At 45.2% G+C, this 26655-nt stretch carries 23 protein-coding genes; 20 read left to right on the top strand and 3 right to left on the bottom strand.

Translation table 11 applies throughout. The features are described from left to right. Positions 1–57 precede the first annotated feature (57 nt). The 4 genes from NBH03_RS06430 to NBH03_RS06415 all read left to right on the top strand — a co-directional run bounded on the left by NBH03_RS06430 (position 58) and on the right by NBH03_RS06415 (position 5869). Complete coding sequence (locus NBH03_RS06430; RefSeq protein WP_227082314.1) at positions 58–1023, top strand: DUF1385 domain-containing protein; 966 nt, start codon at positions 58–60, stop codon at positions 1021–1023. Further along, positions 1020–1889, top strand: a complete 870-nt coding sequence (gene prmC, locus NBH03_RS06425) for a peptide chain release factor N(5)-glutamine methyltransferase (protein ID WP_250798280.1) — start codon at positions 1020–1022, stop codon at positions 1887–1889. Before NBH03_RS06430 ends, prmC begins: the two co-directional genes overlap by 4 nt. A gap of 2 nt (positions 1890–1891) precedes the next feature. Beyond that, positions 1892–2965: a peptide chain release factor 1 gene (prfA, locus tag NBH03_RS06420; RefSeq protein ID WP_015512716.1), complete on the top strand. Its 1074-nt coding sequence runs from the start codon at positions 1892–1894 to the stop codon at positions 2963–2965. A gap of 300 nt (positions 2966–3265) precedes the next feature. Continuing rightward, positions 3266–5869 carry a cation-translocating P-type ATPase gene (locus NBH03_RS06415; protein ID WP_250798276.1) on the top strand — a complete coding sequence of 868 codons (2604 nt, stop codon included), beginning with the start codon at positions 3266–3268 and terminating at the stop codon, positions 5867–5869. Here NBH03_RS06415 and NBH03_RS06410 read toward each other — a convergent pair. Next, entirely contained in the window at positions 5860–6969 is a 1110-nt protein-coding gene (locus tag NBH03_RS06410; protein ID WP_250798274.1) for an MBL fold metallo-hydrolase, read from the bottom strand. The genes NBH03_RS06415 and NBH03_RS06410 overlap by 10 nt on opposite strands. A 233-nt stretch (positions 6970–7202) precedes the next feature. Between NBH03_RS06410 and NBH03_RS06405 the strand changes: the two genes are divergently transcribed. The 8 genes from NBH03_RS06405 (at position 7203) to NBH03_RS06370 (ending at position 15726) form a co-directional block, all read left to right on the top strand. Next, entirely contained in the window at positions 7203–7871 is a 669-nt protein-coding gene (locus tag NBH03_RS06405) for a YkgJ family cysteine cluster protein (RefSeq protein ID WP_117541543.1), read from the top strand. 141 nt (positions 7872–8012) lie between these two features. Then, positions 8013–8279 (top strand): HPr family phosphocarrier protein, encoded by a 267-nt coding sequence (locus NBH03_RS06400; protein ID WP_250798270.1) that lies wholly within the window; start codon positions 8013–8015, stop codon positions 8277–8279. Positions 8280–8432: 153 nt separating this feature from the next. After that, the gene (locus tag NBH03_RS06395) at positions 8433–9260 is read left to right on the top strand and encodes a threonine/serine exporter family protein (RefSeq protein ID WP_227082319.1); all 828 of its coding nucleotides are present in this window, start codon (positions 8433–8435) and stop codon (positions 9258–9260) included. After that, positions 9257–9688 (top strand): threonine/serine exporter family protein, encoded by a 432-nt coding sequence (locus NBH03_RS06390; protein WP_250798269.1) that lies wholly within the window; start codon positions 9257–9259, stop codon positions 9686–9688. The genes NBH03_RS06395 and NBH03_RS06390 overlap by 4 nt, the downstream gene beginning before the upstream one ends. Positions 9689–9781: 93 nt before the next feature. Beyond that, positions 9782–10414, top strand: a complete 633-nt coding sequence (locus NBH03_RS06385; protein WP_015512723.1) for an endonuclease III domain-containing protein — start codon at positions 9782–9784, stop codon at positions 10412–10414. Positions 10415–10514: 100 nt separating this feature from the next. Continuing rightward, positions 10515–11336: an acetate and sugar kinases/Hsc70/actin family protein gene (locus NBH03_RS06380; RefSeq protein ID WP_250798267.1), complete on the top strand. Its 822-nt coding sequence runs from the start codon at positions 10515–10517 to the stop codon at positions 11334–11336. 492 nt (positions 11337–11828) lie between these two features. Continuing rightward, a complete protein-coding gene (locus tag NBH03_RS06375; RefSeq protein ID WP_250798369.1) occupies positions 11829–13520 on the top strand; it encodes a serine/threonine protein kinase in 1692 nt (563 codons plus the stop codon). Between the two features lie 19 nt (positions 13521–13539). Next, positions 13540–15726, top strand: coding sequence for an Ig-like domain-containing protein (locus tag NBH03_RS06370; RefSeq protein ID WP_250798264.1), 2187 nt, complete (start codon positions 13540–13542; stop codon positions 15724–15726). Here NBH03_RS06370 and NBH03_RS06365 read toward each other — a convergent pair. Then, positions 15692–17035: an MATE family efflux transporter gene (locus NBH03_RS06365; RefSeq protein ID WP_250798262.1), complete on the bottom strand. Its 1344-nt coding sequence runs from the start codon at positions 17033–17035 to the stop codon at positions 15692–15694. The genes NBH03_RS06370 and NBH03_RS06365 overlap by 35 nt on opposite strands. A gap of 382 nt (positions 17036–17417) precedes the next feature. Here NBH03_RS06365 and NBH03_RS06360 point away from each other — a divergent pair, with 382 nt between their 5' ends. The 6 genes from NBH03_RS06360 (at position 17418) to deoC (ending at position 23639) form a co-directional block, all read left to right on the top strand. Further along, entirely contained in the window at positions 17418–19562 is a 2145-nt protein-coding gene (locus tag NBH03_RS06360; protein WP_215689003.1) for a DNA topoisomerase III, read from the top strand. Beyond that, the gene (locus tag NBH03_RS06355; protein WP_250798259.1) at positions 19562–20755 is read left to right on the top strand and encodes an ATP-grasp domain-containing protein; all 1194 of its coding nucleotides are present in this window, start codon (positions 19562–19564) and stop codon (positions 20753–20755) included. Before NBH03_RS06360 ends, NBH03_RS06355 begins: the two co-directional genes overlap by 1 nt. Before the next feature lie 15 nt (positions 20756–20770). After that, positions 20771–21127 (top strand): hypothetical protein, encoded by a 357-nt coding sequence (locus tag NBH03_RS06350; RefSeq protein ID WP_117541503.1) that lies wholly within the window; start codon positions 20771–20773, stop codon positions 21125–21127. A gap of 31 nt (positions 21128–21158) precedes the next feature. Further along, positions 21159–22022, top strand: a complete 864-nt coding sequence (locus NBH03_RS06345) for a patatin-like phospholipase family protein (protein ID WP_015512741.1) — start codon at positions 21159–21161, stop codon at positions 22020–22022. A 63-nt stretch (positions 22023–22085) separates the two neighbouring features. Continuing rightward, positions 22086–22922: a metallophosphoesterase gene (locus NBH03_RS06340; RefSeq protein WP_250798250.1), complete on the top strand. Its 837-nt coding sequence runs from the start codon at positions 22086–22088 to the stop codon at positions 22920–22922. Between the two features lie 63 nt (positions 22923–22985). Continuing rightward, positions 22986–23639: a deoxyribose-phosphate aldolase gene (deoC, locus tag NBH03_RS06335; protein ID WP_215689024.1), complete on the top strand. Its 654-nt coding sequence runs from the start codon at positions 22986–22988 to the stop codon at positions 23637–23639. Positions 23640–23778: 139 nt separating this feature from the next. On the opposite strand, the gene NBH03_RS06330 is transcribed toward deoC, so the two are convergent. Beyond that, the gene (locus NBH03_RS06330) at positions 23779–24804 is read right to left on the bottom strand and encodes a M42 family metallopeptidase (RefSeq protein ID WP_015512743.1); all 1026 of its coding nucleotides are present in this window, start codon (positions 24802–24804) and stop codon (positions 23779–23781) included. Between the two features lie 381 nt (positions 24805–25185). Here NBH03_RS06330 and NBH03_RS06325 point away from each other — a divergent pair, with 381 nt between their 5' ends. Together NBH03_RS06325 and NBH03_RS06320 are read left to right on the top strand one after the other, a co-directional pair. After that, positions 25186–26061: a methionyl aminopeptidase gene (locus tag NBH03_RS06325; protein ID WP_015512744.1), complete on the top strand. Its 876-nt coding sequence runs from the start codon at positions 25186–25188 to the stop codon at positions 26059–26061. An 18-nt stretch (positions 26062–26079) separates the two neighbouring features. Then, a complete protein-coding gene (locus NBH03_RS06320; RefSeq protein ID WP_250798248.1) occupies positions 26080–26538 on the top strand; it encodes a signal peptidase II in 459 nt (152 codons plus the stop codon). Positions 26539–26655: the final 117 nt, after the last annotated feature.

Below are 26655 nucleotides of genomic sequence, written 5' to 3'. Positions count from 1 at the left end.
TTTTCCGTTGCGGCGGGTGAATCACAGATTGTTTCATTCCGTCAGTAGGAGGAATATATGCGATATGCAACTATCGGCGGACAGGCAGTCATCGAAGGTGTCATGATGCGTAACGGCAATGATTATGCGGTGGCCGTCAGAAAGCCAGATCAGACAATAGAAGTCAAGAAGGATCAGTATATTGGCCTGAATGCCAGATGGCATATGAAGAAGATCCCGATTATCAGGGGTGTACTGTCATTTATTGATTCTCTTGTGCTGGGTATGTCTACACTGACGTACTCGGCCAGTTTTTTTGAAGACGAAGAGGAAACTGAGAAAGCGAAAGAAAAAGACAGCAAGTCGGATGCTGTTTTTATGGGACTGACAGTGGCATTATCGGTCGTGATCGCCGTTGTGCTGTTTATGCTGACGCCATTTTTTATTTCATCTTTGTTTGGTAAGGTGATTAAGAGTCCTATGACATTGGCTGTGATTGAAGGTCTGATCCGAATTGCGATTTTCTTTATCTATATTGTAGCTATTTCACAGATGAAGGATATACAGAGAGTATTTATGTATCATGGAGCGGAGCATAAAACCATTAACTGTATTGAGCATGGCGCTGAACTGACCCCGGAGAATGCTGCGAAGTATTCAAGACTGCATAAACGATGCGGAACAAGTTTTCTGCTGATCGTTATGGTGGTCAGTATCATCTGTTTTATGTTTATCCGTGTGGATAACATGGCGCTGAAGATTGTGCTCCGCGTTATTCTTGTTCCGGTGATCGCAGGCGTTTCCTTTGAGATTATTCAGTGGGCTGGCAGAAGTGAATCCTGCCTAGTGAATATTGTGAGTAAACCAGGACTGATGCTGCAGAAGCTGACAACCCGTGAACCGGATCTGGAGATGCTGGAAGTTGCTATTGCTTCTATTGAGGCGATTTATGACTGGAGGCAGTTTCAGGCAGAGAACAGGGCAGCTGCTGATGGAAACAGTCAGAAAACGGACAGGAGCAATGCAGGAGTGAGTCAGCCATGATGCAGTGGAGTTATGATACCCTTTTGAAGTGGGGAACGGATGAACTGACAGCGCACGATGTGGAGAATGCAGCTCTGGATGCATGGTATCTGTTGGAGCATATTTACGGGATCAGTCGAGTGGATTTCCTGATGCGAAGAAGTGATAGCTTTGATGCGGCACAGATGGAGAAAAGCACTGCTTATCAGGCGTTGATTCGACAGAGAAGCGAAGGGGTTCCGGTGCAATACCTGACGGGTAGCACAGAATTCATGGGTCTGCCTTTTTTGGTCAACGAACACGTACTGATCCCGAGACAGGATACAGAGGTGCTGGTGGAAACAGCCCTGTCTATGATGAAGCCGGGATGCAGACTGTTGGATATGTGTACAGGTTCGGGGTGCATTGTGTTAAGCCTTGCAAAGCTGGGAACGGTGACATGGGGTATCGGCGCAGATATTTCCGAAGAAGCGTTGAAGGTTGCTGAGAGAAACAGAGAAAATCTGGGATTATCTCAGGTGAAGCTGGTACACAGTGATCTGTTTGGATCAGTGGAGGGCGTATTTGATATGATTGTATCCAATCCGCCTTACATCCCTACGGATGACATTGAAGATCTGATGCGTGAGGTCAAAGATCATGAACCGCATTTGGCATTGGACGGAAGTCGGGATGGACTCCATTTTTATAGAAAACTGGCAGAGGAATCGGGACGGTATCTTGTACCCGGCGGTTCACTGCTTTTTGAAATCGGTTATGATCAGGGAAAAGCTGTTTCACAGCTTCTTGATCAGGCAGGATTTAAAGATATACACGTGAAGAAAGATCTGGCCGGTCTGGACAGAGTCGTTTATGCAGTGAAAGCTGCAGAAGATGGAGGTAAGTAACAATGTTTGATAGATTAGATGATATTTTAATCCGATATCAGCAGATCATGGAAGAGTTAAATGATCCGGACGTTGTCAATGATCAGAAGCATTTCCGCAAGCTGATGAAGGAGCAGAGTGATCTGCAGCCCCTTGTAGAGAAGTATACAGAATATAAGAATACAAAGCAGACCATCGAAGACAGCCTGGAGATGCTTGAGGTGGAAGACGATGAAGAGATGAAGGAAATGCTTAAGGAAGAGCTTTCTGAAGCAAAGTCCAACATCGCAAAGATTGAACAGGAGCTGAAAGTCCTTCTGATCCCTAAGGATCCAATGGATGAGAAGAACGTTATCGTAGAGATCAGAGCCGGTGCAGGTGGTGATGAGGCAGCCCTTTTTGCTGCTGAACTTTTCCGTATGTATTCCAAGTATGCAGAATCCAAGCGCTGGAAGATCGAGATGATGGATGTCAGCGAGAATGGTATCGGCGGTTTCAAGGAGTGCGTTTTCATGGTCAGCGGCGATCATGTCTATTCACGTATGAAGTTTGAATCTGGTGTGCATCGTGTACAGCGAGTGCCTGAGACAGAGTCCGGCGGCCGTATCCATACATCTACTGTAACAGTTGCCATCATGCCGGAAGCTGAGGAAGTGGATGTTGAGATTGATATGAATGATGTACGTATTGATGTTATGCGTGCCTCCGGCAATGGTGGTCAGTGTGTCAATACAACAGACTCTGCGGTACGTCTGACCCATAATCCGACAGGTATCGTCATCTACAGTCAGACAGAGAAGTCACAGCTGCAGAACAAAGAAAAAGCCTTCAGATTGCTGCGTTCCAAACTTCTTGAAATTGAAATAGAGAAGAAGCATGCGGAAGAAGCAGCCCTTCGCAAGAACCAGGTTGGTACAGGAGACCGATCCGAGAAGATCAGAACCTACAACTTCCCACAGGGCCGTTGTACAGAGCATCGTATCAAGCTGACATTGTACAGACTGGGCGATATTATGAATGGTGACCTGGATGAGATCATTGACAGTCTGATCGCAGCAGATCAGGCAGCCAAACTGGCGAATATGGAAGATGAATAAGAGGTTGACAGCAGACTCAAAATGTGCTAGACTACTAAAATCTTAATAAAATGATAACTGAATAGTGATGGCAATGTGTCATCAAAGGGGAGTAGTTTTAATATATTATCAACAATCGCGGCTGTTTGCAGATTTTTGTAGAGCAGTCTGGTAATATATACCATTACGGTTACAAGACTTTTGATGTATGGTAACGGAAGATTTCCGGATATCATACATTAAAGGTCTTTTTCTTTTATTAAGATTTAGGAATTAAGGTGTGAAAGAGGACAAATCGGACATCTGAAAGGAGGAAGTTTGATGAAAGAATGGTATCAGATGCATGAGGATGAAGTGTTGGAAGCCCTTGGATCAGATGCAAATGGGCTGAGCAGTGAAAAGGCAGAAGCACTATTAAAAGCGCATGGAGAAAATGTGCTCCGGGAGACGAAGAAGAAAAGTGTATGGCGTGTCTTTGCAGAGCAGTTTGCAGATCTTCTGGTTATTATTCTTATCATTGCTGCGATTATTTCAATGATCTCGGGAAATGTGGAGAGCACGATTGTTATATTTGCGGTTATTACGATGAATGCGATTCTTGGCACAGTGCAGCATGAGAAAGCAGAAAAATCGCTTGCAAGTCTGAAAACCCTGTCAGCACCAACGGCAAAGGTGCTCAGGGGCGGTGTGAAGGGGGAGATTCCTTCTGCACAGGTTGTTAAAGGGGATATTTTGCTTCTTGAGGCCGGTGATATGGTGACGGCGGACGGCAGAATTCTTGAAAGCTATTCATTGCAGGTGAATGAAAGCTCATTGACGGGCGAATCCACCAATGTTGAGAAGAAGACCGTGGTGCTGGAAGGGGAGAAGGCACTGGGAGACCGTATCAATATGGTCTATTCAGGAAGTCTGGTAACCGGGGGACGTGCGGTTGTACTGGTGACAGCTACGGGCATGGAGACCGAGATCGGCAAGATTGCGGCGCTTATGAATGCTACAAAGGAGAAGAGAACACCGCTGCAGGTGAGCCTTGATAAATTTGGCAGCCAACTGGCCATTGTTATTATGATTATCAGTGCAGTTGTGTTTGTCTTAAGTCTGTACAGGAAGATGCCGGTACTGGATTCATTGATGTTTGCGGTAGCCCTTGCGGTGGCTGCGATTCCTGAAGCTTTGAGCTCTATTGTGACCATTGTACAGGCCATGGGAACACAGAAGATGGCCAGGGAACATGCTATTATCAAAGATCTGAAAGCAGTGGAGAGCCTCGGATGTGTATCTGTCATCTGTTCGGACAAAACAGGTACGCTGACGCAGAACAAAATGACGGTTCAGCAGGTTTATATTAATCATCAGACAATGGAAGCTGATGCACTGGACCTGAAGCAGCAGTCTCATCGGTATCTGCTCTACGATGCGATTCTGACCAATGATTCCGCTATTGTGGAAGGCCAGAGTATCGGTGATCCGACGGAAGTGGCGCTTCTGGAAATGGGAAGAAAAGTGGACATCAAAGAGGATATTCTGAAAGAGATGATGCCGCGTATGGAGGAGATACCATTTGATTCAGACAGAAAATTGATGAGCACAAAGTATCGCCTGCATGGTGTGCCGACTATTCTGGTTAAGGGCGCCTTGGATATTCTGCTGAAGCGAACGGACAGAATCCGTATCGGGGATGAAGTCCGTCCGATCACTGAGCAGGATGTAAAGGAGATATTAGATAAAAATCAAGCTTTTTCCGAACAGGGCTTGAGAGTCCTTGCATTTGCTTATAAGGAGGCACAAGCCAATCAGCAGTTGACACTGGATGAGGAAGACCATCTGATTTTCATAGGTTTGGTATCCATGATCGATCCGCCGAGAGAAGAGTCCAGGGAAGCTGTTTCAGAGGCAAAAAGAGCCGGTATCCGTCCGGTGATGATTACCGGTGATCACAAGATCACAGCAACAGCCATTGCTGAACAGATTGGTATTTTCGGTGAAGGAGATATGGCGGTGACAGGACCGGAACTGGATGAGATGAGTGATGCAGAACTGGATGAGAACATCGAAAAGATTTCTGTCTATGCCCGTGTTTCACCTGAGAATAAAATCCGAATTGTGGATGCATGGCAGCGTAAAGGCGCAGTGACAGCCATGACAGGCGATGGTGTCAACGATGCCCCGGCCCTGAAAAAGGCAGATATCGGTGTGGCGATGGGGATTACCGGCACGGAAGTATCAAAGGATGCGGCATCCATGATTCTGACGGATGATAATTTTGCCACTATCATCAAGGCTGTTGCTAATGGACGAAACGTTTACCGCAATATCAAGAATGCGGTTAAGTTCCTGTTATCAGGCAATATGGCCGGAATCATGGCGGTATTGTATACATCTCTTGCAGCACTTCCGGTACCGTTTCAGCCGGTGCACCTGTTGTTTATCAATCTGCTGACAGACTCTCTTCCGGCCATTGCCATTGGTATGGAAAAGGCAGAAAAAGATCTGCTTTCAGAGCCGCCACGGGATCCGAAACAGGGAATACTGACGAAAGACCTGATGACAGCCCTTTTCGTACAGGGCGGTCTGATTGCAGTCTGTACCATGATCGCTTTTTATATCGGTTTGTCCACGGACAGTGCAACAGCCAGTTCTATGGCGTTTGCCACACTGACTTTGGCAAGACTGTTCCATGGATTCAACTGCAGAAGCAGACATTCCATCTTCAAAATCGGTCTGGCATCCAATATTTACAGTGTCGGTGCTTTCTTCGGCGGTGTGCTGCTGTTGGCACTGGTCATCTTTGTACCTGTGATGCGCACACTTTTCTCAGTGTCACCTCTGAGCGGTTATCAGATTGGAATGATTGCGCTGCTGGCCTTTATACCGACCGTCATCATTCAGCTGTATAAAGTGATGAAAGAACATGTTCATGCATAATGTGTAACGTGTTCATAAAAATCGTCATCAGAAAAACGTCGTGAATAAAAGAACAGATCAGAAGAATGGCAGAGAGCCTGATAACGGTTTTCTGCCGTTTCTTTTGACGGGGCATTTGGAATATTTGGCATGTTCAGAGACAACGGTCTGGTGCTGCTTATGGCGCCTTTGTCGGAGAGCCATTTGATGTGCGCCAGTGTTTCACCCATAGCAAACCATTTCTGATTTGGTGAAAAATCGTTCCATGCGCGGCCTCTGGCAGACCAGCTGATCCGGCCGGCAGTCTCATAGGCAGTGCAGTCGGGATGATGGTCAATGGCGTCAAGGATTTCTTTTAAACGCGCATGATGGTGAAGGGCCAGGGCATTGATGCGATCATGAATATCTCCGTGAAACTCTCTGTGTCCCGGAAATGTATGGGAAACCTTCAGACCCTTTATTTTCTGCAGGCTTTCCAGATAGTCTGCCAGTGAGTAAGGAATATTTCGCCATACAGAGATATTCGGTGTGATATCAAAAAGAATATGGTCCCCTGAAAAAAGGATTTCTTTGTCTTCTATATAAAGACAGGTATGTCCCGGTGTGTGCCCCGGTGTATGGATACAGCGAAGGGTGATACCGCCAACTGTTAGCAGATCATTGTCGCTGACTTTGGAGGCAGGGAAAGGGTGATGCGGTGAGTAAAGTCTTGCCTGATTGCCCTTTTTCTGTTTTTCGATTTCTTCCATAGGAAAGCCTTCGATGAGAAAAATCTGTTCCATGGCCTGCCATCCGCCGGAGGCAAGCTCTTGACAGAGATAATCATAATCAATGGCATTCATGAAAACAGGAACGCCTCTGGTCGTCAGTTCTTCTGTGAGGCCGCTGTGATCTCCGTGAAGATGGGTGAGAAAAAGCTTTGTATGGGCAAAATCCACTTGCAGCTCATCAAGTCCGTCAAAAAGTGCCTGCTTACATTCCGGGCGGTTAAAGCCGGTGTCAATGATCAATGTTTCACCATCTGAAACAAGAACATAGCAGTTGAGATATTTCAATGGGTTGTCAGGGAGCGGGACATAAATTCTGTAAATATCCGGGTTGTGATAAAGTTGTTCGACCATAAGGGGCTTCCTTTCTTCGTATATGCGTTGTATAATTATGCGAAATACAGGTATTGGAATTGCCGCAATAGAGGCAGCGTCAATATAATCTGCAGCTGCGATTGGTTGTTGAGTTCTGAATTATAAAAATTATATCATGGATTCAATGGAAAAAATAATTGATTTTTCAAATAAAAAGTCGAAAAATATGATACAATGTTTATTAAACATTAAGCAGATACGAGGTATTGAATATGGAAAGAAATATAGATTTAAATGAGATTTCAGATGGCCGTTTCTATACAGCCAATGATATGGTCAGGGCAGATTGCCAGGGATGTGAAGGATGTTCCGTCTGTTGTCACGGAATGGGAAAGTCCATTCTATTGGATCCATTAGATGTCCATAGGATATGTACTTATTTTCGTATTCCGTTTGAAGCGCTGTTGGCGGATCATGTGGAGTTAAATGTTGTGGACGGAATGATCCTGCCGAATCTCAAGATGGTAGGTGAAGATGAACACTGTATTTTCCTGAATCAGGAGGGCAGATGCGGTATCCATAAAATCAGACCGGGGTTCTGCCGTCTGTTCCCATTGGGAAGACTGTATGAGGACAGAAGTTTCAAATACATTCTTCAGACAAAGGAATGTGTGAAAACGGATCGTCAGAAGATCAAAGTCAGAAAATGGCTGGATATACCGGAATTAGATCAGTATGAGAAGTTTGTCAATGACTGGCACTATTTTCTGAAGGATGTAGCTGCATCATTGAGGAAAGAAAATGCCAGTGACGGCACCATCAAGCAAATTAATATTTATGTTCTTAAAGAATTTTATATGCGCGGTTTTGGTGAAGAAGTCAGTTTTTATTCTCAATTTGAGCAAAGATTGAAGGAAGTCAAGGCAGTTTTACTGAAATAAGAAGTGACATTGTGCATATTTATCAAAATGAAATAAAATCCTTTCAAAAATTGGTTCTATTCTTGTATTGAAAGGATTTTGTTTTTTTGTTAAAATATAGACGAATTTGAGGATTAAACAATACAAAGGAGAGAGACGAGCATGAAACAATTCTCGGTAGCAGTGAATAAGATTGAAGACGGCATTCTGCATGTCCGTTCAGCAGGACTGATTATGAAAGAGGCATCACAGTTTGCTTCAGATGTTAAAGTGACAAAGGATGAGAAGACAGTCAATGGCAAGGATATTCTGGAATGGATGGGATTAAAGCTTGTAGTTGGCGATGTCATCACCGTTAATATTGAGGGACCGGACGAAGAAGCTGCGGCCGACAGCTTTGAAGTATTCCTGAACCGTCAGTTTTCATAATTTCATCAACAAAATGCCAGCAGTTCATCATGAGCTGCTTTTTTTGTTGCACAGGAGCGTGCGGCGCATTCTTTTTTGTACTTTAGCGCACTGTTTTTATATGTTATAATAGCATGAGCAGATGTAGATTGCAGGTAAATGGAGGGCGTCATCATGAGCACATCCGGTCAGAAGAGAATAGAATCAACAATAGATACAGCCATTGATTGTGACGAAGATGAAGTGATGGAACTGGCGATGCAGGCAGGCGAACTACTGCTGGAGAATGGTGCAGAGATTTTCAGGGTGGAAGAAACCATGGACCGAATCTGCAGACATTACGGTGTTGAATCGGCCAGTCAGTTTATTTTGATGAATTATATATTGGCAACAGCTGGTGAAGGGCATGGGCATGTGTTTGCAAAGGTACGGCACATACCGGTGAATGGTTCTCATCTGGATAAAGTGGCAGCGGTGAATCAGCTTTCAAGAGAGATCGCGGAAGGAAAATATACGGTTTCAGAAGCTTATCAGGCATTGGAGACGATTCGCCGGATGCCGGACAAGAGAAAAAGCGTGCTGATTCTGGCTTCAGGTGTGGCAAGCGGTGCTTTCTGCTGCCTTTTCGGGGGCAATCTGATGGATTGTCTGGCGGCAGCCATTGCAGGATTTCTGATCTATGTCTATATTCTTTATATCAGCGGCCCGCATTTGTCAAAGATTGTGGGTAATGTGGGCGGCGGCGCTTTTGTGACGCTGGTCTGCAATCTCCTTTATATGCTGGGACTGGGGGACCATCTGAATTTTATGATCATTGGCTCTATGATGCCGCTGGTTCCGGGTGTCGCTTTTACTGTTGCGATTCGTGATGCGGCAGATGGAGATTACATTTCAGGTACTGTGCGGATGATTGACGCACTACTTGTTTTTATCTGTATTGCCATTGGTGTCGGTATGGGAATTGCAGTGTTGAAACTGTTGACGGGAGGTGCTGACTTATGATGATCCAAATCATAGCCGCTGTGATAGCAACAGTGGGATTTTCGGTTTTGTTTGGTGTACCATCAAAGTACTATCCTTATTGCGGTGTCATTGGTGGAGCGGGCTGGCTTGTCTACCTGCTGACTTTGGAACATTTCAGCACAGCAGGTGCATCCCTGGCGGCCACTATGGTGGTCATTTTCTTATCCAGATTGGCAGCAGTGCGGAAGAAGTGTCCGGTTACCATTTTCCTGATCGCAGGGATATTTCCACTGGTGCCGGGCGCCGGTGTGTATTGGACAGCCTATTACATTGTGACAGACCAGCTGTGGCTGGCGGCCGAGACAGGCTACACGGCAGTGAAGGTGGCGGTGGCTATCGTGCTGGGAATTGTGTTTATATTTGAACTGCCGCAGGGGTTATTTGTCAGGCTGGCAGGAAATAAGTAAGAATAAAACTAAAGATAGAACTCAATTGAAGATTAAAAGCGGTTGAGTTTTAGATAAACGAGCGAATTCGAAATATATTTTGGAGGGGTTGAAATGACGAAAGAAGAATTAACGCTGGAAGTCATCCGGCGTTTGAAAGTGGCCTATCCTCTGGCGGAATGTACTCTGGATTATGACCAGGCATGGAAGTTACTGGTCAGTGTCCGGCTTGCTGCCCAGTGTACAGATGCCAGAGTGAATGTAGTGGTAGAAGGATTGTATGAGAAATATCCGGATGTGGCCTCTCTGGCAGCAGCGGATGTGACTGATATTGAGGAAATTGTCCGTCCTTGTGGACTTGGAAAGAGCAAGGCCAGGGATATCAGCGCCTGCATGAAGATACTTCATGAACAGTATCATGATAAGGTACCGGATGATTTCAATGCACTGCTGAAATTGCCGGGGGTTGGACGAAAGAGTGCGAATCTGATCATGGGGGATGTTTTTGGCAAACCGGCCATTGTAACCGATACCCACTGTATCCGTCTGGTCAATAGAATCGGCATCGTGGACGGCATCAAAGACCCGAAAAAGGTGGAGATGGCTCTGTGGAAACTGGTGCCGCCGGAGGAGGGCAGCGATTTCTGTCATCGTCTGGTTGAACATGGACGGGAAGTCTGTACGGCAAGAACGAAGCCTTATTGCGATAAATGCTGTCTGGCGGATATTTGCGCACGGAATATATAATAGAGCGACAACAAGAAAAGTAAAGCGTGAAGGCTCCAGCCGTAAGGGAAAATGGATAGTATTATGACAGAAAATTGTATATAGGTGGAGGCAATAAAAGATGGGTGTTGTATTAGGTATAGATATAGGAAGTTCTGCAACAAAGATTGTTGCAATGGACGAAAGTAAAACAATTTTAAATTCACTGAAGGTTTCGGCTTCTGATCCGGTGACAGCAATGTATGGAGCCGTTGGAAAAATACTCTGTGAGGAGAGAATGCAGATTGCAGATGTTGAGGCCGTGATGCTTACAGGTATGGGAGCCAGTTATGTGGAAGGGGATGTCTATGGCCTTCCGACCACGAAAGTGACGGAATTTGATGCGCTGGGAACAGGCGGCCTCTATCTGACCGGGCTTGAAGAAACGGTTGTGGGCAGTATCGGCACAGGTACTGTTTTTGTTCATGCAGGCCCTGATGGCATTCAGCATATCGGCGGCAGTGCTGTGGGCGGCGGCACACTGGTGGGTCTTTCCTCAAGACTTTTCGGTATCCGTGATGTGGAAGTGATTGCGGATATGGCAGAACAGGGCAATCTGAAGAATGTGGACTGGGGCATTGCAGAACTGAGCAGAGACCAGATGGAGACATTGCCGGATTATGCGACATCTTCCAATCTGGGAAAGATGAAGAGTACAGCCACGGATGAAGATGTGGCTCTGGGGCTGATGAATATGATTTTCCAGACAGCAGGAACACTGGCTGTATTTGCCTGCAGAAATGTGAATTTAAAAAAGGCGGTTATCGGCGGTTCCACAGCCACTTTGAATCAGGCAAGAATTATGCTGGGGCAGGTTGGTGAGCTGTATGATATTGATTTTATCATACCGAAGCAGGCGGCTTATATGACAGCTATAGGGGCAGCATTTCTGCACTTCAGATAAATCGTGTATATTTAATGGGAAAAAAACTCAACTAACTGGCAGACACTTGATAGTAAATGTAGGTTGTTTCATATAAAAACTCCTATGGATGCGATCACTTTATGTGGTGGACATTCTGTAGGAGTTTTTTTGATGGAGCGGATGGTTTGCGGTTTAGGTGAAAACGAATGGGTTTACCCCGGATAATGACGGTTTGTTGAGTCGAAAAATGACGGTTGGACGTTTTATGGAGTCGAAAAATGTTGGCTAATTGGAAAATTTGGTTTTATAAAAACTTAAGAAAAAAGGATGTCGAAAGTGCTTGGCAATCAGTGGAGACGGGTGTATAATAGCGTCAATATTTCATTTCTGATAAGGCTGTCTGCCGATTCTGATGCAGGCAGAGAATTCCATTGTACGAAAGATAAATTGAATAGAGAAGACAGCGTATTTTGTCTGCAGTGACTGTTTTGAACTGTAGCAGGGCGAGGAAGGTGATTGCGATTGCCAGAAGTGTTTGAAAGCGCAGATAACCGTTACCGGGTAGAACGATATCTTGGCGAAGGCGGTTCGGGAAGAGTCTATCTTGTTGTTTGTCAGGAAGACAGCTGCTGCTATGCATTAAAGGTATCTGCGGATAATGAAGTATCCAGAGTTTCGTTATATCGTGAGGCGCGTATTTTATCATCGGTTGTGTATCCTGCATTTCCTACTGTCAGGGAGATATGGGAGGCACATGGCAGGGTTTGTCTGGTGATGTCCTATATCAGGGGAAGAACATTGCAGATGCTGATGGACAGGAAATTGTATCAGGGAGAGAAGTGTTTTGAGCCGGATGAGGTACTGTCGTGGATGATGCAATTGGCGGAGGGACTGTCGTATTTACATAGGCACAGTGTCATATACCGGGATCTGAAACCTTCCAATGTGATGGTGACTGACTCCGGACAGCTGGGTCTGATTGATTTTGGTGCCGCCTGCATTCTTGGAGATGGGATGGAGGTTGGTGAGATGGGAACACCGGGATTTGCACCACCGGAGCAGTACAGTCATGTGTGCGGTCCGGGCCCGTGGACGGATGTGTATGGATTTGGCGCTTTGCTGCACTTTCTTTTAACGGGAGATTGTCCGGCAGAGAAGATATTTTTTTTTAGAGAGATCAGACTCTGTCCGAAATCGGGCAGACAATGGTCGGTGGGGGAGAGAGTCTTCAGGAGAGGACAGCTGAGGATTATGAATCAGCTGGTTTTGGAATGTACAGCCAGAGAGCCTGAAAAGAGACGGACTTCCTGGCGAAGGATCAGTCGGATGTTGTATGTTGCCAGTAAAGATGTTTCCAGAAGAAGGCGGATGTTTTTTAGACGATTAAGCATAGGAATAGCGGGCCTATTCTTGACCTTTTACTTAAGTCTGTCAGCCTTCGCCGACTATTGGAGATCGGCAGCTTATGAAAGGACACTTGATCAGGCTGAATCAGCGGAATCAGCAGATGCAGAGAGTATACTGCTTAATGCCATCGGAATGATGCCGGAGAGAATAGATGCTTATCAGGCCTTATATGATGCTTATATGCAGGATGGCCTGCTTTCTGAGGAGGAATGGCAGCAGATACAGAAGCTGATGCGTCTGAACAGAGAGTACCTGAAGGCGGATGAGGCCAAGTGGGTGATACTCAGTTACCAGTTGGGAATCGCTGTGTATCTTCAATCGGATGCCGGGATTTCCAAGGGACAGGCAGCTGCCTGGTTTCAGAATGTTGAAGAAGCGGATATGGAGGAATTGGATTTGGGGGTATACGATGAATGGAAGTATATCTGGCAGAAAAGAGCAGTGATATTCAGAAGATGGAGTTTGTCGGAGGTTTTTGATTTGGAAAATAGTCAGAAGCCTCCGGCAGGCAGCACAGAGAGAGGGTTATTTTGGACGGAGGTTCACAGTGTGCTGCAGGATGATTTATACCTGGAAGAACCGCGATGGGAATTGGCGATCTATGATAGAATTCTGGGAATGATGGTGGAAAGGGCCGTCTATGATATGCAGTCAGAGAATGTTTCTGAGGAAGAGATAGAGGCAGTTTTGACAGAGATAAACAGGCGGTTGGCAGAGGATGATGGCAGTGCCAGACAGAATGAGAAAGAGATTATACTGGAGAAAGAGGCAATGCTGCGTAAGAGGATGCAAATGGCTGCAGAAGTGCGGCAGTGAATGGATGGGGGAAGAATGAATGAGAAGAAGGATGATTGTGCTGCTTGTAGTTATGCTGGTATCAGGCGTTTTGATGGGAATGTCAGGCCCAGAGGATACTGGATTGAAGTTATCCGTGAAAAAGGTGTCAAAGGCTGATGAGGGCCGTGAGATTTATACAGGACAGGAGAGCGTTTCACTTGTTTTGGCATGGAATGAGCATGCAGAGGGAACTGCGGCATCAGATGTACAATGGATCATGTGTCGGGGCAGAGATCATTTAGGCTATCAGAAAGAAGAAAAGCGTCAGATAGAAGGAAGGGGGACCATGACTTATGTGCCTGATTTGTCAGTTTTTGCAGACGGAGAAGTAACTTTTTCATTTTGGGCGGTAGATCAGGCCGGTAATACGGGAGAAGAAGCGCAGATCGTACTGATGAAAGACAGCACATGTCCGGTGATTACCGGGCGATTGGATACGAAAGGGCGGAGAGTGGGAGATTTTTATTCGGACAGCTGTCAGGTATCCATCTTTGTACAGGATGAGAACTTCGATTTTTCATATAGGCCGAGTGTGCAGACAGAGAATGAGGATGGCTATTCATTTTCGGGGTGGCGCAGAAATGGTGACAAGGCAGAGGGTGTGATGACATTTGATGGGGAAGGAACTTACCAGCTGACATTTTCATGCAGAGATCTGGCAGGTAATGAAGCTGAAACACTGGTTGTGCCGGAATTTACCATTGACCGGACGGCACCGGAAGTTTCTGTGAAGTTCAATGAATCAGACAGTCATCATGAAACTTATTACAATCAGGTAAGAAAGGCATTGATCACAGTGAATGAACAGTGGTTTCGGCCGGAAGATGGTAGGATAACAGTTGTCTCCGGCGGCGAAGAAAAAAAGGTGACAGAGATTGATTGGGTGAAGACAGATCAGGGTTATCAGTCGGAAATCCTCTTTGAAAGGGATGGCATGAATGCTTTAACCATAGAGTGGTCAGATCCCGCGGGCAATCAGGCGAAGCGTTATCAATCTGGGGCATTTGTCCTCGACACCGTGAAGCCGGAATTGTCCATTAAGGGTGTGGAAACCTATTCATCGAATAATGGAAAAGTGGAGCCGGTGATAGATATTTATGATGTTAATCTTGATGAAGGGGAGGTGACAGTTGCATTAGATGAATTAACAGGCAAGAAGGTGGAGATGCCGGAGGTGGAAAGGCAGGAAACAGATACGCATCATCTGCAGCTTGCAATGGGAGATTTCGGTAGTGGGATGGACGGTATTTACAGATTATCTGTTCATGCAGCCGATCTGGCAGGAAATGATGATGAGGCAGAGCTGTTTTTTACGGTTAATCGCAATGGTTCATATTATGCCTTTGATCAGAAGACAGAAGCGATGGTACAAAAGGTTTTTATCAGCAGTCCGGAGAAAGTCGTTATTTATGAGAACAATATGGACTGGCTGACGGACTCAAGCGTGATCCTCAGCTGTAATGGCAGTCTGCGTGAGTTGAAGCCGGAGAAGGACTATACAATTGAGGCGGTTGGCAATGAAACGTCAAGAAAGCAATATACTTATACAATTGATGAGAAATGTTTCAGCCGTGAGGGAACATATTCACTTTATTTGGATTCGAAAGACAGAGCAAGTAATTACTCATCAGCAGAACAGCAGGCGCAGACCATCGGTTTTATTGTCGATCGAACAGCACCTCGAATTTCGATAATTAATCTGGAAGAGCAGCAGTATTATCATGGAACATCTCATAATTTTCAGGTGACGGTTGATGATAATACACAGCTTTCCTGTGTGAAATATTATCTTGACGGCAGGCTGGAAGAACAGTTTTCGGAAGATGAGATTGAAGAAGCGGAGGGACTGCTTGAATTGCAGACGGGAGCTTCAGATGAGTATCAGACGATTCGCATTGTTGCAGAAGATAAGGCAGGCAATACTGCCGATTCAGGGGAGTGGCATGTGCTGGTGAATACATCGGATCGAACCAGGAAATTCAAGAAGCATACAGAACAATCCAGGACGCAGTGGCGTCAGAATTCCGCAGAACCGGAGAAACAGCAGGCCAATGACAGGCAGGCGGCCGGATTGATTGCCGGTATTGTATGTGTGATACTTGTCGGAGGATGTGTATGGTATCGACATGAACAGAAAAAGAAAGTCAGTATCAGGCGATTGCCCGATACTGACGATAGAAAATAAGACCGGAGGTGACAGCTGTGATGACTTCCGTGATCCAGAAAGCATGCCATACACCGTTGACACCGAAGAAATGACTGAAGATAAAAGCCAGAGGAAGAATCAGGACAATATATCGCATACAGGAGATAAGTAATGAGTGTATGCCCTTTCCCATGGCTTCCAGAGCACCTGCAGTGACGACGGATACTCCGGATACAGCGAATCCAATGCAGATAATGCGGAGTGCCCGGCGGCCTGCGACAATCGTTTCTGTATTATCGCTGAACAGATGAATCAGCTGATCCGGAACGGCCAGACATAAAACGGTTCCAGCCAGAAGAATCAATATAATGATATACAATGCAGTCTGATAGATGCTTCTGACACGGGATGATTGACGCGCACCGTAATTATAACTCATAATTGGACGCATGCCCTGAATCATACCATTAGCAGGAAGATACAGGAAACTTTGCAGTTTATAGTAGATGCCAAGAACAAGCACTTGTGTATCTGAGAATGTGCCAAGGAGAATATTCAATGCAGAGATCAGGAATGAAGGCAGAGCCATATTCAAAGTAGCGGGAATGCCAATACCGTATAATCGTCTGCAGATATTTTTGTCCGGTTTGAAGTATTGCATTTTAAACTGAAGATTTAATGGTTTTATGCGGTTGGTCAGCAGGTAGATGCATAAACCGGTGGTCTGGCCGATACCGGTTGCCAGCGCAGCACCGCGGATCCCCATTTCAGGAAATGGGCCAATGCCGAAGATCAGCAGCGGGTCGAGGATAATATTGATCATACAGCTGCTTCCAAGGCTGATCATAGATGTTTTCATACGACCCATGGACTGAAAAATCTTTTCAAAAGACAGTTCTGTTGTGTGGATCATCGAAAAGCAAAGGACGATAATACCATACTGCATACCATAAGCGAGGACTGTTTCGTTGGAAGTAAACATATTCAGGAATGGCCGCATAAAGAGAATGCCGAAAACCATGAACAGTAGGCCGTGGCAGAGATTCAGGAGAATTCCCTGGGATGCGGCAGATGACGCTGCGTCGCCTTTGCGGCTCCCGAGAAAGATGGCAATGACAGCATTGGTACCGACGCCGAAACCAACTGCGATAGAATGCAGAAGATTCTGGACAGGGTAGACAAGGGAAATAGCCATCATTGCATCTTCGCTCATGCGTGCAACGAAAATACCGTCAACAATATTATAGAGGGAATTGATGAGCATGGAAAGCATCATAGGGATACCCATACTCAGCAGCAGTGACAGAACAGGTTTTTCTTTCATATAAGAAGTATCGGCTGCAGACATATTGAACTCCTTTCTGAGTGTGGTGTACAGCAGTGATTGAATCAGTGGAAAACTGCTCTGAAAATAGCTGCTGTGGTTGATAAGTGGTAAAAAAAAGGACCAAAGATCACCAGTTTGTAAATCAGAAACTCGGAAAATCTATAGTCCTATACGACAAATATTCAGTTAATTTGCTCGCTGTGAATGCGAGACTCGTTAAGTTATATCATTAAAAAGCTGCAATGTCAAGTAGCTTCGTTGAAATTCATGAAGAAATTATTGGGAGTTAAGTCTTTGAAGAAGAATTAAAATTAGTTTTATTTTTAATTTGTTTTGTAAGCGGGCAATAATGTGATAAACTATAAGAAGCCTATTTATTCAGAAAGGTAGAGGTTTATTATAGATGAAGACATTGGTAATTGCAGAAAAACCTTCCGTAGGACGGGATATTGCCAGAGTATTGCAATGTACAAGAAATAGTCAGGGGGCGCTTGAAGGTGAGAAGTATATTGTGACCTGGGCTCTGGGGCATCTTGTAACCCTGGCAGATCCGGAAGGATATGATGCGAAGTATAAGTCATGGAGGATCGAAGATCTTCCGATGATGCCACAGCATTTTAAGCTTGTTGTGATTAAGCAGACACACAGACAATTTCAGATTGTGAAGAATCAGCTGCTGCGCAAAGACGTGGGGACAATTGTCATTGCAACAGATGCCGGCAGGGAAGGTGAGCTGGTAGCCCGATGGATTTTGAAAATTGCCGGCAATAAGAAGCCGGTCAAGCGTCTTTGGATTTCTTCGGTAACGGATAAAGCGATTTGTGAAGGCTTTAAGAAATTGAAGGATGGCAGGGCTTATCTGAATTTGTATGCGGCAGCAGAGGCCAGGGCGGAAGCAGACTGGCTGGTGGGAATGAATGGAACAAGGGCATTGACATGTCGTTACAATGCACAGCTTTCCTGTGGCCGCGTTCAGACACCGACATTGGCATTGATCGCATCCAGAGAGCAGGAGATCAAATCCTTTGTGCCTAAGAAATACTATACACTGACAACAGTGAGTCATGGTATGACATGGAACTGGCAGGATGGAAAGAGCGGCAGCAATCGCTCTTTTGATAGAGGTCGTATACAGTCGATTGCTGAAAAAGCGGAAAAAGATGAAATGGTGATCACGGATGTGCAGCGGACGGTTAAGAAGAGCTATTCACCGGGGCTGTATGATCTGACAGAACTGCAGAGAGATGCGAATAAGCGTTTTGGCTATTCGGCAAAAGAAACGTTAAACATTATGCAGCGGCTGTATGAGAATCACAAGGTTCTGACGTATCCGAGAACAGATTCCCGATATATAGGCAAGGATGTGGCAGAAACTTTGAAAGAGAGACTGCAGGCCTGTGCCGTCGGACCGTATAGGAAGGTGGCTGGGAAATTGCTTCTGCAGCCGATCAGGATGGACAAGCGTTTTGTGGATGACAGCAAAGTTTCAGATCACCATGCGATTATTCCGACGGAGCAGTTTGTACAGTTAGATCATATGTCTTCGGAGGAACGAAAGATTTATGATCTTGTTGTGAGGCGTTTCCTGGCGGTGCTTTATCCGCCGTGTGAGTATGAGCAGATTAAGCTGACAGGCAGCTGTGCCGGAGAGAAGTGGACGGCCGGTAGCCGGATGATGAAAGAAGCCGGATGGCAGCAGGCTTATGAGTCAGAATGGGAAGAAGAGGATGACGATTTGCTTATGACTGTGACAAGTATGCCAAAACTTGAAAAGGGCAGAAAAGATACAGTGATGCGCCCGAAGGCGAGTGAAGGCCAGACAAAACCCCCTGCTTATTATAATGAGGGAACACTGCTGACAGCAATGGAGAAAGGAAATCTCGGAACAGTTGCAACGAGAGCGGATATCATTGACAAGCTATTTAACAGTTTTCTGATGGAGAAAAAGGATAAGGATATCCGGGTGACTTCCAAGGGACGTCAGCTGCTGGGGCTTGTACCGGAGGATTTGAAGAAACCGGAATTGACAGCGGACTGGGAGGAAAAGCTGTTGGCTATTTCAGAGGGGCGCTTGAAGAAAGATGTCTTTATTTCTGAAATCCGAGGTTACACAGAAGAGATTGTCAAGGAGATTGCCGGTGGAGAGGGGCAGTTTCGACATGAGAACCTGACGAATCATCTGTGTCCGAATTGCGGCAAGCGGATGTTGTCTGTACAGGGAAAAAACAGCAAAATGCTTGTCTGCCAGGACAGAAGTTGCGGATACAGGGAGAGTATTGCAAGAAAGACTAATGCCAGATGCCCGAAATGCCACAAGAAGATGGAAATGTACGGCAAGGGCGATGCGCAGACTTTTGTATGTACTTGCGGTTATAAGGAAAAGCTGTCTGCTTTTCAGAACCGGCGGAAGAAAGAGGGGGCCGGTGTCAGCAAGCGAGATATTCAGCAGTATATGAAGCGGCAGCAGAAAGAGGCGAATGAACCGATTAACAATGCATTTGCAGCAGCATTTGCCAAATTGAATTTAGAAACGAAAGAGGGAGAATAATGAATTTTGTATTTGTATCACCACAGTTTCCAACATCTTACTGGAATTTTTGCGATCGATTAAAACAGAGAGGTGTTACCGTCCTGGGACTCAGTGATGCGCCTTATGATTCTCTGCCGGAGCAGGTCAAGAACAGTCTAACGGAGTATTACCGCGTAGACAGCATGGAAGATTATGACCAGATGGTGCGTGCACTGGGATATTTTACGCATCAGTATGGTAAGATTGATTGGTTGGAGAGTAATAATGAATACTGGCTGACGCAGGATGCCAGACTGCGCACGGATTTTAATATCACAACAGGCATGAAGAGTGATCAGGTAGCGAACGTCAGAAGAAAGTCGGCAATGAAAGCCTTTTACAAGAAGGCCGGTGTACCGACGGCGAGATATCACATGGTTTCTTCTCTGGAGGAAGGTCTTGCGTTTGCGGAGAAAGTCGGGTATCCGGTATTTGTTAAACCTGACGCTGGTATGGGGGCAGAGGAAAGCTATAAGCTGTCCAATCCGGATGAAATGCGTTATTTCTATGAGACAAAGTCGGATGTTGATTATATTATGGAGGAATTCATTACAGGTGATATCTGGTCTTATGATGGTATTTCAGACAGCAAAGGTGACATTATTTTTGAGACAACCGTATCCTGGCCAAGAAGTGTAGCGGATATTGTCAATAACAAAGATCATCTGTCTTACTATACGGCCAATATGCTGCCGGAAGATTTGAGAAGGGCCGGAAGGGCAACTGTTAAGGCTTTTGATGTGAGAAGCCGTTTCTTCCACCTGGAATTTTTCAGACTTCTGGATGATAAAGAGGGACTGGGCAAAAAGGGAGATATTGTTGCTCTGGAAGTGAATATGCGTCCGGCGGGCGGATGGACACCGGATATGTATAATTATGCCAATAGCGTGGATGTGTACAGTATCTGGGCAGATATGGTGGTCTATGACAAAACATATGTTGATCTGAACCAAAGAAAATATTTTGCCGTTTATGCAGGACGCAGAAATGGAAAGAATTATATTCATACACCTGAAGAAATCCGGGAACGCTATCATGATCAGATTGTGATGGATGAAGATATTCCGGAGATTATTTCCGGGGCAATGGGCGATCATATGTGGACTGCAAGACTGGACACAGAGGAACAAAAGGACGAATTTATTGACTTTGTACAGGCTACATGGCAGTAGAAGGGAAGGACAGATATGCCTTTTATACGGACAACGACGAATGTGAACCTGGCAGTGGATCAGGAAAAGCGCCTTAGAACAGGAACAGCAGAGCTTGTCAGAGATATTTTGAATAAGGACCCGATCAGAATGATGACAGCCTATGAGGGAAATATTCATCTTTGCCGCGGCGGCGATGACAGGCGGAATGTGCCGACAGCATTTGTAGAGTGTAAGTTTTTTGGCGGCGGCGGATATGAGGTGTTTGAGGCCTTTGACAAGGCGATGCATGAACTTTACAGAAATGTATTGTCTATTCAGCCGCAGGATTTGTATATCAAGTACGAGGTTATTTATGGCTGGGATGAACCGGCAAAGATTTTTAAAATATAATTAAGGACAACAATACGAAAAGAGTGATGCAATGCTTGACATTAATGTGAAAGACGTGAGCCTGGTTCTTGAGGGCGGAACATTTAGAACAGTATTTACAATGGGCATCCTGGACGCTTTTTTGGATGAAGGCATCATGATGCCGCATATCAGCGGGGTATCAGCAGGCATTACTTATGCCGGATCTTATATTTCTCAGCAAAAAGGGAGAAATATTCAGATATTAAAAAAATACCGTCATGATAAAAGATATATGGGAGTCCGAAACTTTCTGACAGACAGAAGTATTTTCGGTTTGAAATTTGCTTATGATACCCTGGTTAATGAATTGGAGCCTATGGATTGGGAGATTTTCAGGGCTTATAAGGGAACGATGGCTGTCGGTGTGACCAATGCTCGGACGGGTCAGATTAACTATATGGATGGTTTGAGGATGGATAAGAGCTGCCGAATGTTGCAGGCAACTTGTGCAATCCCGCTGCTCTTTCCGGCAATAGAGATGGATGGACAGTATTATTATGACGGCGGTGTATGTGAACCGATTACGATACATAAGGCAGAGGCGGATGGCTATCGCAGACATATTATTATTTTGACCAGAGATAAAACATACGTTAAAGAAAAGAGTCAATCCAATGAATTTGCCGCGAAGGTGCTGAAGCGCCGTTTCCCGAATATGGTAAGACCGCTGCTTGAAAGACATGATTATTATAATGAGGAAGTAGCTTATTGCAATGAATTGGAAGCGAAAGGGCAGGCATTATTGTTTCGCCCGGATTACCCATTAGTCAGCATGGAAAAGAATATCGATAAGCTTCAGGAAGGCTATGATATGGGATATCGACAGGCAATGGCACGCATGGTGGAGATTAAGGCTTTTTGCGGATTAAATTAGAAGCATCAGTATTTTACTGCATTTCATAAAAGCAGTGAAGCATAACAGGGAGGATCAAAGCGTATGAGAGTCGGATTAATTTCGGATTTACATATTGATATCAATAAGGATTATCCGATTGTGGAACTAACGGCAGAAACCGCTGCGGAACAAATGACAGACGTATTGGTGATCGCCGGCGATATCAGTGAGACACAGAACCAGACATTGCAGGCGATAGAGCGACTGCAGTCATTATGTGAGTTTCCTGTTTATTATGTGCCGGGCAACCATGATATGTGGAACAAGAACTGCCCTGAGTGTACAACGGAAGAAATTGATCGCATTTATAAAGAGGATCTGCGATGCTTATCAGGTAAGCCGGTTATTCTGGAGAAGGATGGCAGGCAACTGGCTCTGGTGGGTGATGTGGGCTGGTATGATTATTCCATGGCATCACCGGAATATTCAAGAGATGTTCTGGATGGTATGATGATGGACGGGAGAACATGGCAGGATAAATTGTACAATCAGTGGACGGAGGACAATCAGAAGCAGATGTTCCGGTGTCTGAAACAGTTGGAGAAACAGTTGAAGGATTGCGGCAGTCTGCCGGTTCTTGCAGTCACACATATGCTGCCGGTAAAGGATTTCTGCGTTCCTGAGAAGCCGGATGGCATCAAATGGGGGTTCTTTAATGCTTTTCTTGGCAGTACGGCACTGGAGGAACTCTACAAAAAGTATCCTGTGAGATATGCAGTCTGCGGTCATGTGCATTATCGAAGTACCGTGGAGAGAGATGGTATCAGACATATTTGTCCATGTTTGGGATATCATACGGAATGGCCGCTGTATCATCTGGCAGATGAACGTGCACAAACGCATATCAGAGATGCACTGTATATTCTTGAAACACCATAGACAGCGGATCAGAGAGTGTAGCAGATACATAAAGACAAAAGAGGAGGAGATAGATTGGACATTATCAGCAGAAAAGAAATACTGCAGCATGTGGATCATACATTACTTGCACCCACTGCAACATGGGAAGAACTGCAGATATTGTGTGATGAGGCAATCAAGTATGAGACGGCTTCAGTGTGTGTGCCGCCGAACAGAGTTAAGCAGGTCAAAGATTACCTTTGCGGGCGTATGGCAGTTTGTACGGTTGTCGGATTTCCGAATGGCTATCACACAACGGCGGTCAAAGCGATGGAAACAGAAGAAGTATTGGATCGTGGTGCCGATGAGGTGGATATGGTCATCAATCTGGGCTGGGTCAAAGAAAAAAGATTTCATGATGTCCAGACAGAGATTCATACACTGAAGGATATTTGTGATGATAAGATTCTGAAGGTTATTGTTGAGACTTGTTTTCTGACTGAGGAAGAGAAGATAAAAATGTGTGAAGTGGTGACCGAGGCCGGTGCGGATTTCATCAAAACATCTACCGGCTTTGGAAGCGGCGGTGCAACTTTTGAGGATGTGGCGCTCTTTGCCGCACATGTTGGAGAAAATGTCAGGATCAAGGCAGCCGGCGGTATTGGCAGTTTTGAGGATGCAAAGCATTTCCTTGAGCTTGGTGCATCAAGACTCGGGACAAGCAGGCTGATTAAAATTATGGAACTAGGTCAGTAACGCATAGAGGTCCTGGAGATGTACGCTTTGTATGCAGGATTGAGATATATGCAGAAAGAAAAATATAAAACCGGACAATAGCTGTCGATTGACAGCTGTTTTGTCCGGTTTTGTCAACAACCGATATCGGCGATGGGAATTAGTCCAGATACGCTTTTAATAATTCAAAAGTATTGCGCACACCTTCAATGTGTGAACGTTCATAACCATGGGAAGCATAGACACCCGCACCGATCAGGGCATGGCGGATATCATAGCCTGCGTCAAGGGCAGCGTCTGCGTCTGAACCGTAATGAGGATAGATATCAATCGCAAAGTCAATGCCCTGTTCTTCTGCTGCGGCTACCAGTGCAGATACGGTTGCGTAGTGGTACGGACCGTGGCTGTCTTTGGCACAGATTGATACCTGACGTTCCGTACAGTTGAGGCCTTCACCTACACAGCCCATATCGACAGCCAGTACTTCACTGACAGGCGCCGGCAGGTAAGAGCAGCCGTGGCCGACTTCTTCAAAAACAGAAATATGCTGGTAAATACGGCGCTCAGGGACGATGTCCTGTTCCTGAAGATAGTTGGCATATCCCATGAGAATGGCAACACTCAGCTTATCATCAAGAAAACGACTCTTGATATAGCCGGAATCGGTAATACGTGTTCGCGGATCGAAGCAGACAATATCACCGGTTCGGATGCCGAGGGCTTCAACGCCTTCTTTGTTGTAGACATCCTCATCCAGGACAACTTCCATTGTATCGAAGGATCGCTTTGTATCATTGTATTCGCCGTTGACATGGATAGAGGCATCGATCAGCTGGAAAGTACCATCATAGATTCTGCCGCTGCGGGTATAGATACGGCAATTTTCACCCTCTGTATTGTTGGGATTTAATCCGCCAAGAGGCGTCAGCTTCAGACGGCCGTTACTTTTGACGGTGTGAACCATTGCACCAAGGGTATCCATGTGGGCGGTCAGGAGAATGGCATCCTCTTCGTTCTTGCCGCCCAGATCGATGAAGATACCGCCTTTAGCTGTTTGTACCGGTGCATAGCCCATTTTCTTGTAGACATTCATGACGTGTTCAGCTGCATATTCCGTAAAGCCGGTAGGACTGTCGATGGCAGTCAGACCTTTTAACTGTTCTAAGATAAAATCTATTTCGTTCATAATCAACCTCCAGATTGTTTTTTTCCATTATAGCATATATTTCTCATAAAAAGAAAACCAGTATACGTTTCAGAACAAAATATGATATAATGATTTTGTTTTGTAGAATACGCCGCAGGGACAGAATAGTGTATATTTTGAAAGCCGGCGCTGCCGCAGATAGAAAATACAGTATATTTTTGAAGGCGGCTTTTAAGAATTACAATAATTTATGTAACTGTTCAGAACTAACATCCAAAATGCTACGCATTTCGTCGGTGTGGCGTATCCGCCAAATAAAATTTCAAAACAGTCTTAAAAATGCAAGCATTTTATACCTGTTTTTGAAATTTTGCTTGGCTCTGAACAGTTACAAATTTATAATGAAAGAAGATAAGAAACATGCATGTAAAAATTGGAAGAAATGATCCGTGTTGGTGCGGAAGTATGAAAAAGTACAAAAACTGCCATCAGAGTTTTGATGAGAAGATTGAGGAGTTGAGATCACAGGGGCATATTGTGCCGGATCATTCCCTGATCAAGACACCGGAACAGATTGCCGGTATCAAGGAGAGTGCAAAGATTAACATCGCGGTTCTGGATGAAGTAGCTTCTAAGATTAAGGAAGGCATGACAACAGAGGAGATTGACAAGATTGTCTATGACACAACAACGAAAATGGGCGGTATCCCGGCACCTCTGAATTATGAGGGTTTCCCAAAGAGTGTGTGCACATCCATCAATGAAGAAGTGTGCCATGGCATTCCTTCTCCGAAGGTGGTTCTCAAAGACGGCGATATCATCAATGTAGATGTGTCAACAATTTACAAGGGATATTATTCTGATTCATCCAGAATGTTCTGCATCGGCAATGTTTCTGATGAGAAGAGAAAACTGGTTCAGGTAGTTAAGGAGTGTGTCGAGCTGGGACTTGAGCAGGTGAAGCCGTGGGGTTTTTTGGGCGATATGAGTCAGGCTGTTTATGATCATGCAGTGGCCAATGGCTATCAGGTTGTAAGAAATATCGGCGGACACGGTGTGGGCCTGGAATTTCATGAAGATCCATGGGTTGGCTATATTTATAAAAAGGGCACACAGATGGTGATGGCACCGGGTATGATGTTTACCATTGAACCGATGGTCAATATGGGTACGCATAAGATCAGTGTGGACAAGAAAAACGGCTGGACAGTTTATACCAATGATAAAAAGCCTTCAGCTCAGTGGGAAATCCAGGTCCTTGTCACAGAAGATGGACATGAGGTCATTGCTTATTAATGATGGGAGTGATGCTGAATGCTGTGGATTTTGATTGCAGCTGCTGTATGTGCGGGCGATCTGCTTGTTAAGCACTATATTGATACGCACAAAGATGAGAATTGTCATGAACCGGTAGTCGGCGGGCATATTATCATTACGCGCTTTCATAATCCGGGGGCAATGCTTGGATGGATGAAAGACAAGCCAAAGATGCTGATGGGGGTGACAATTCTCGGTATTGGTGTGTTGGCCGGCGGATTGATGGGATCGCTTTATAAGAAAAAGTCTGTATTGATCAGACTCGGTCTGGCTCTATTGCTTGGCGGTGCAGCCAGTAATGCGTATGATCGGATAATGAAGAAAGAAGTTACAGACTATTTCAGAATCAGCATTGGATCGAAGCGGTTGGAGCGGATTATCTTCAATATCGGAGATATGGCTATTTTTATTGGCGGTATTTTGACGGCAATTGGTGAGATCAAAGAGAGCTTCTGATGCAGTATTAGTTGGATGCCGTATGTCTTTTGTGGAAATGTGAATAGATATGACAGAAAAGGGACCTTTGGGATAGGGACTGTCTATAGACGGTTCCTACTCAAAGGTCCTTAATTT

Source organism: Coprococcus intestinalis (assembly GCF_023656595.1).
GTDB classification, from domain to species: Bacteria; Bacillota; Clostridia; order Lachnospirales; family Lachnospiraceae; genus Coprococcus_A; species Coprococcus_A intestinihominis.
The sequence above is the reverse complement of the archived record's forward strand: the minus strand, read 5'-3'. Positions and strand labels throughout refer to the sequence as shown.

Excerpts from the sequence above, each read along its gene's own strand:
- NBH03_RS06430 (WP_227082314.1), top strand. The coding sequence starts at position 58 with ATGCGATATGCAACTATCGGCGGACAGGCAGTCATCGAAGGTGTCATG.
- prmC (WP_250798280.1), top strand. The coding sequence starts at position 1,020 with ATGATGCAGTGGAGTTATGATACCCTTTTGAAGTGGGGAACGGATGAA.
- prfA (WP_015512716.1), top strand. The coding sequence starts at position 1,892 with ATGTTTGATAGATTAGATGATATTTTAATCCGATATCAGCAGATCATG.
- NBH03_RS06415 (WP_250798276.1), top strand. The coding sequence starts at position 3,266 with ATGAAAGAATGGTATCAGATGCATGAGGATGAAGTGTTGGAAGCCCTT.
- NBH03_RS06410 (WP_250798274.1), bottom strand. The coding sequence starts at position 6,969 with ATGGTCGAACAACTTTATCACAACCCGGATATTTACAGAATTTATGTC.
- NBH03_RS06405 (WP_117541543.1), top strand. The coding sequence starts at position 7,203 with ATGGAAAGAAATATAGATTTAAATGAGATTTCAGATGGCCGTTTCTAT.
- NBH03_RS06400 (WP_250798270.1), top strand. The coding sequence starts at position 8,013 with ATGAAACAATTCTCGGTAGCAGTGAATAAGATTGAAGACGGCATTCTG.
- NBH03_RS06395 (WP_227082319.1), top strand. The coding sequence starts at position 8,433 with ATGAGCACATCCGGTCAGAAGAGAATAGAATCAACAATAGATACAGCC.
- NBH03_RS06390 (WP_250798269.1), top strand. The coding sequence starts at position 9,257 with ATGATGATCCAAATCATAGCCGCTGTGATAGCAACAGTGGGATTTTCG.
- NBH03_RS06385 (WP_015512723.1), top strand. The coding sequence starts at position 9,782 with ATGACGAAAGAAGAATTAACGCTGGAAGTCATCCGGCGTTTGAAAGTG.
- NBH03_RS06380 (WP_250798267.1), top strand. The coding sequence starts at position 10,515 with ATGGGTGTTGTATTAGGTATAGATATAGGAAGTTCTGCAACAAAGATT.
- NBH03_RS06370 (WP_250798264.1), top strand. The coding sequence starts at position 13,540 with ATGAGAAGAAGGATGATTGTGCTGCTTGTAGTTATGCTGGTATCAGGC.
- NBH03_RS06365 (WP_250798262.1), bottom strand. The coding sequence starts at position 17,035 with ATGTCTGCAGCCGATACTTCTTATATGAAAGAAAAACCTGTTCTGTCA.
- NBH03_RS06360 (WP_215689003.1), top strand. The coding sequence starts at position 17,418 with ATGAAGACATTGGTAATTGCAGAAAAACCTTCCGTAGGACGGGATATT.
- NBH03_RS06355 (WP_250798259.1), top strand. The coding sequence starts at position 19,562 with ATGAATTTTGTATTTGTATCACCACAGTTTCCAACATCTTACTGGAAT.
- NBH03_RS06350 (WP_117541503.1), top strand. The coding sequence starts at position 20,771 with ATGCCTTTTATACGGACAACGACGAATGTGAACCTGGCAGTGGATCAG.
- NBH03_RS06345 (WP_015512741.1), top strand. The coding sequence starts at position 21,159 with ATGCTTGACATTAATGTGAAAGACGTGAGCCTGGTTCTTGAGGGCGGA.
- NBH03_RS06340 (WP_250798250.1), top strand. The coding sequence starts at position 22,086 with ATGAGAGTCGGATTAATTTCGGATTTACATATTGATATCAATAAGGAT.
- NBH03_RS06330 (WP_015512743.1), bottom strand. The coding sequence starts at position 24,804 with ATGAACGAAATAGATTTTATCTTAGAACAGTTAAAAGGTCTGACTGCC.
- NBH03_RS06325 (WP_015512744.1), top strand. The coding sequence starts at position 25,186 with ATGCATGTAAAAATTGGAAGAAATGATCCGTGTTGGTGCGGAAGTATG.
- NBH03_RS06320 (WP_250798248.1), top strand. The coding sequence starts at position 26,080 with ATGCTGTGGATTTTGATTGCAGCTGCTGTATGTGCGGGCGATCTGCTT.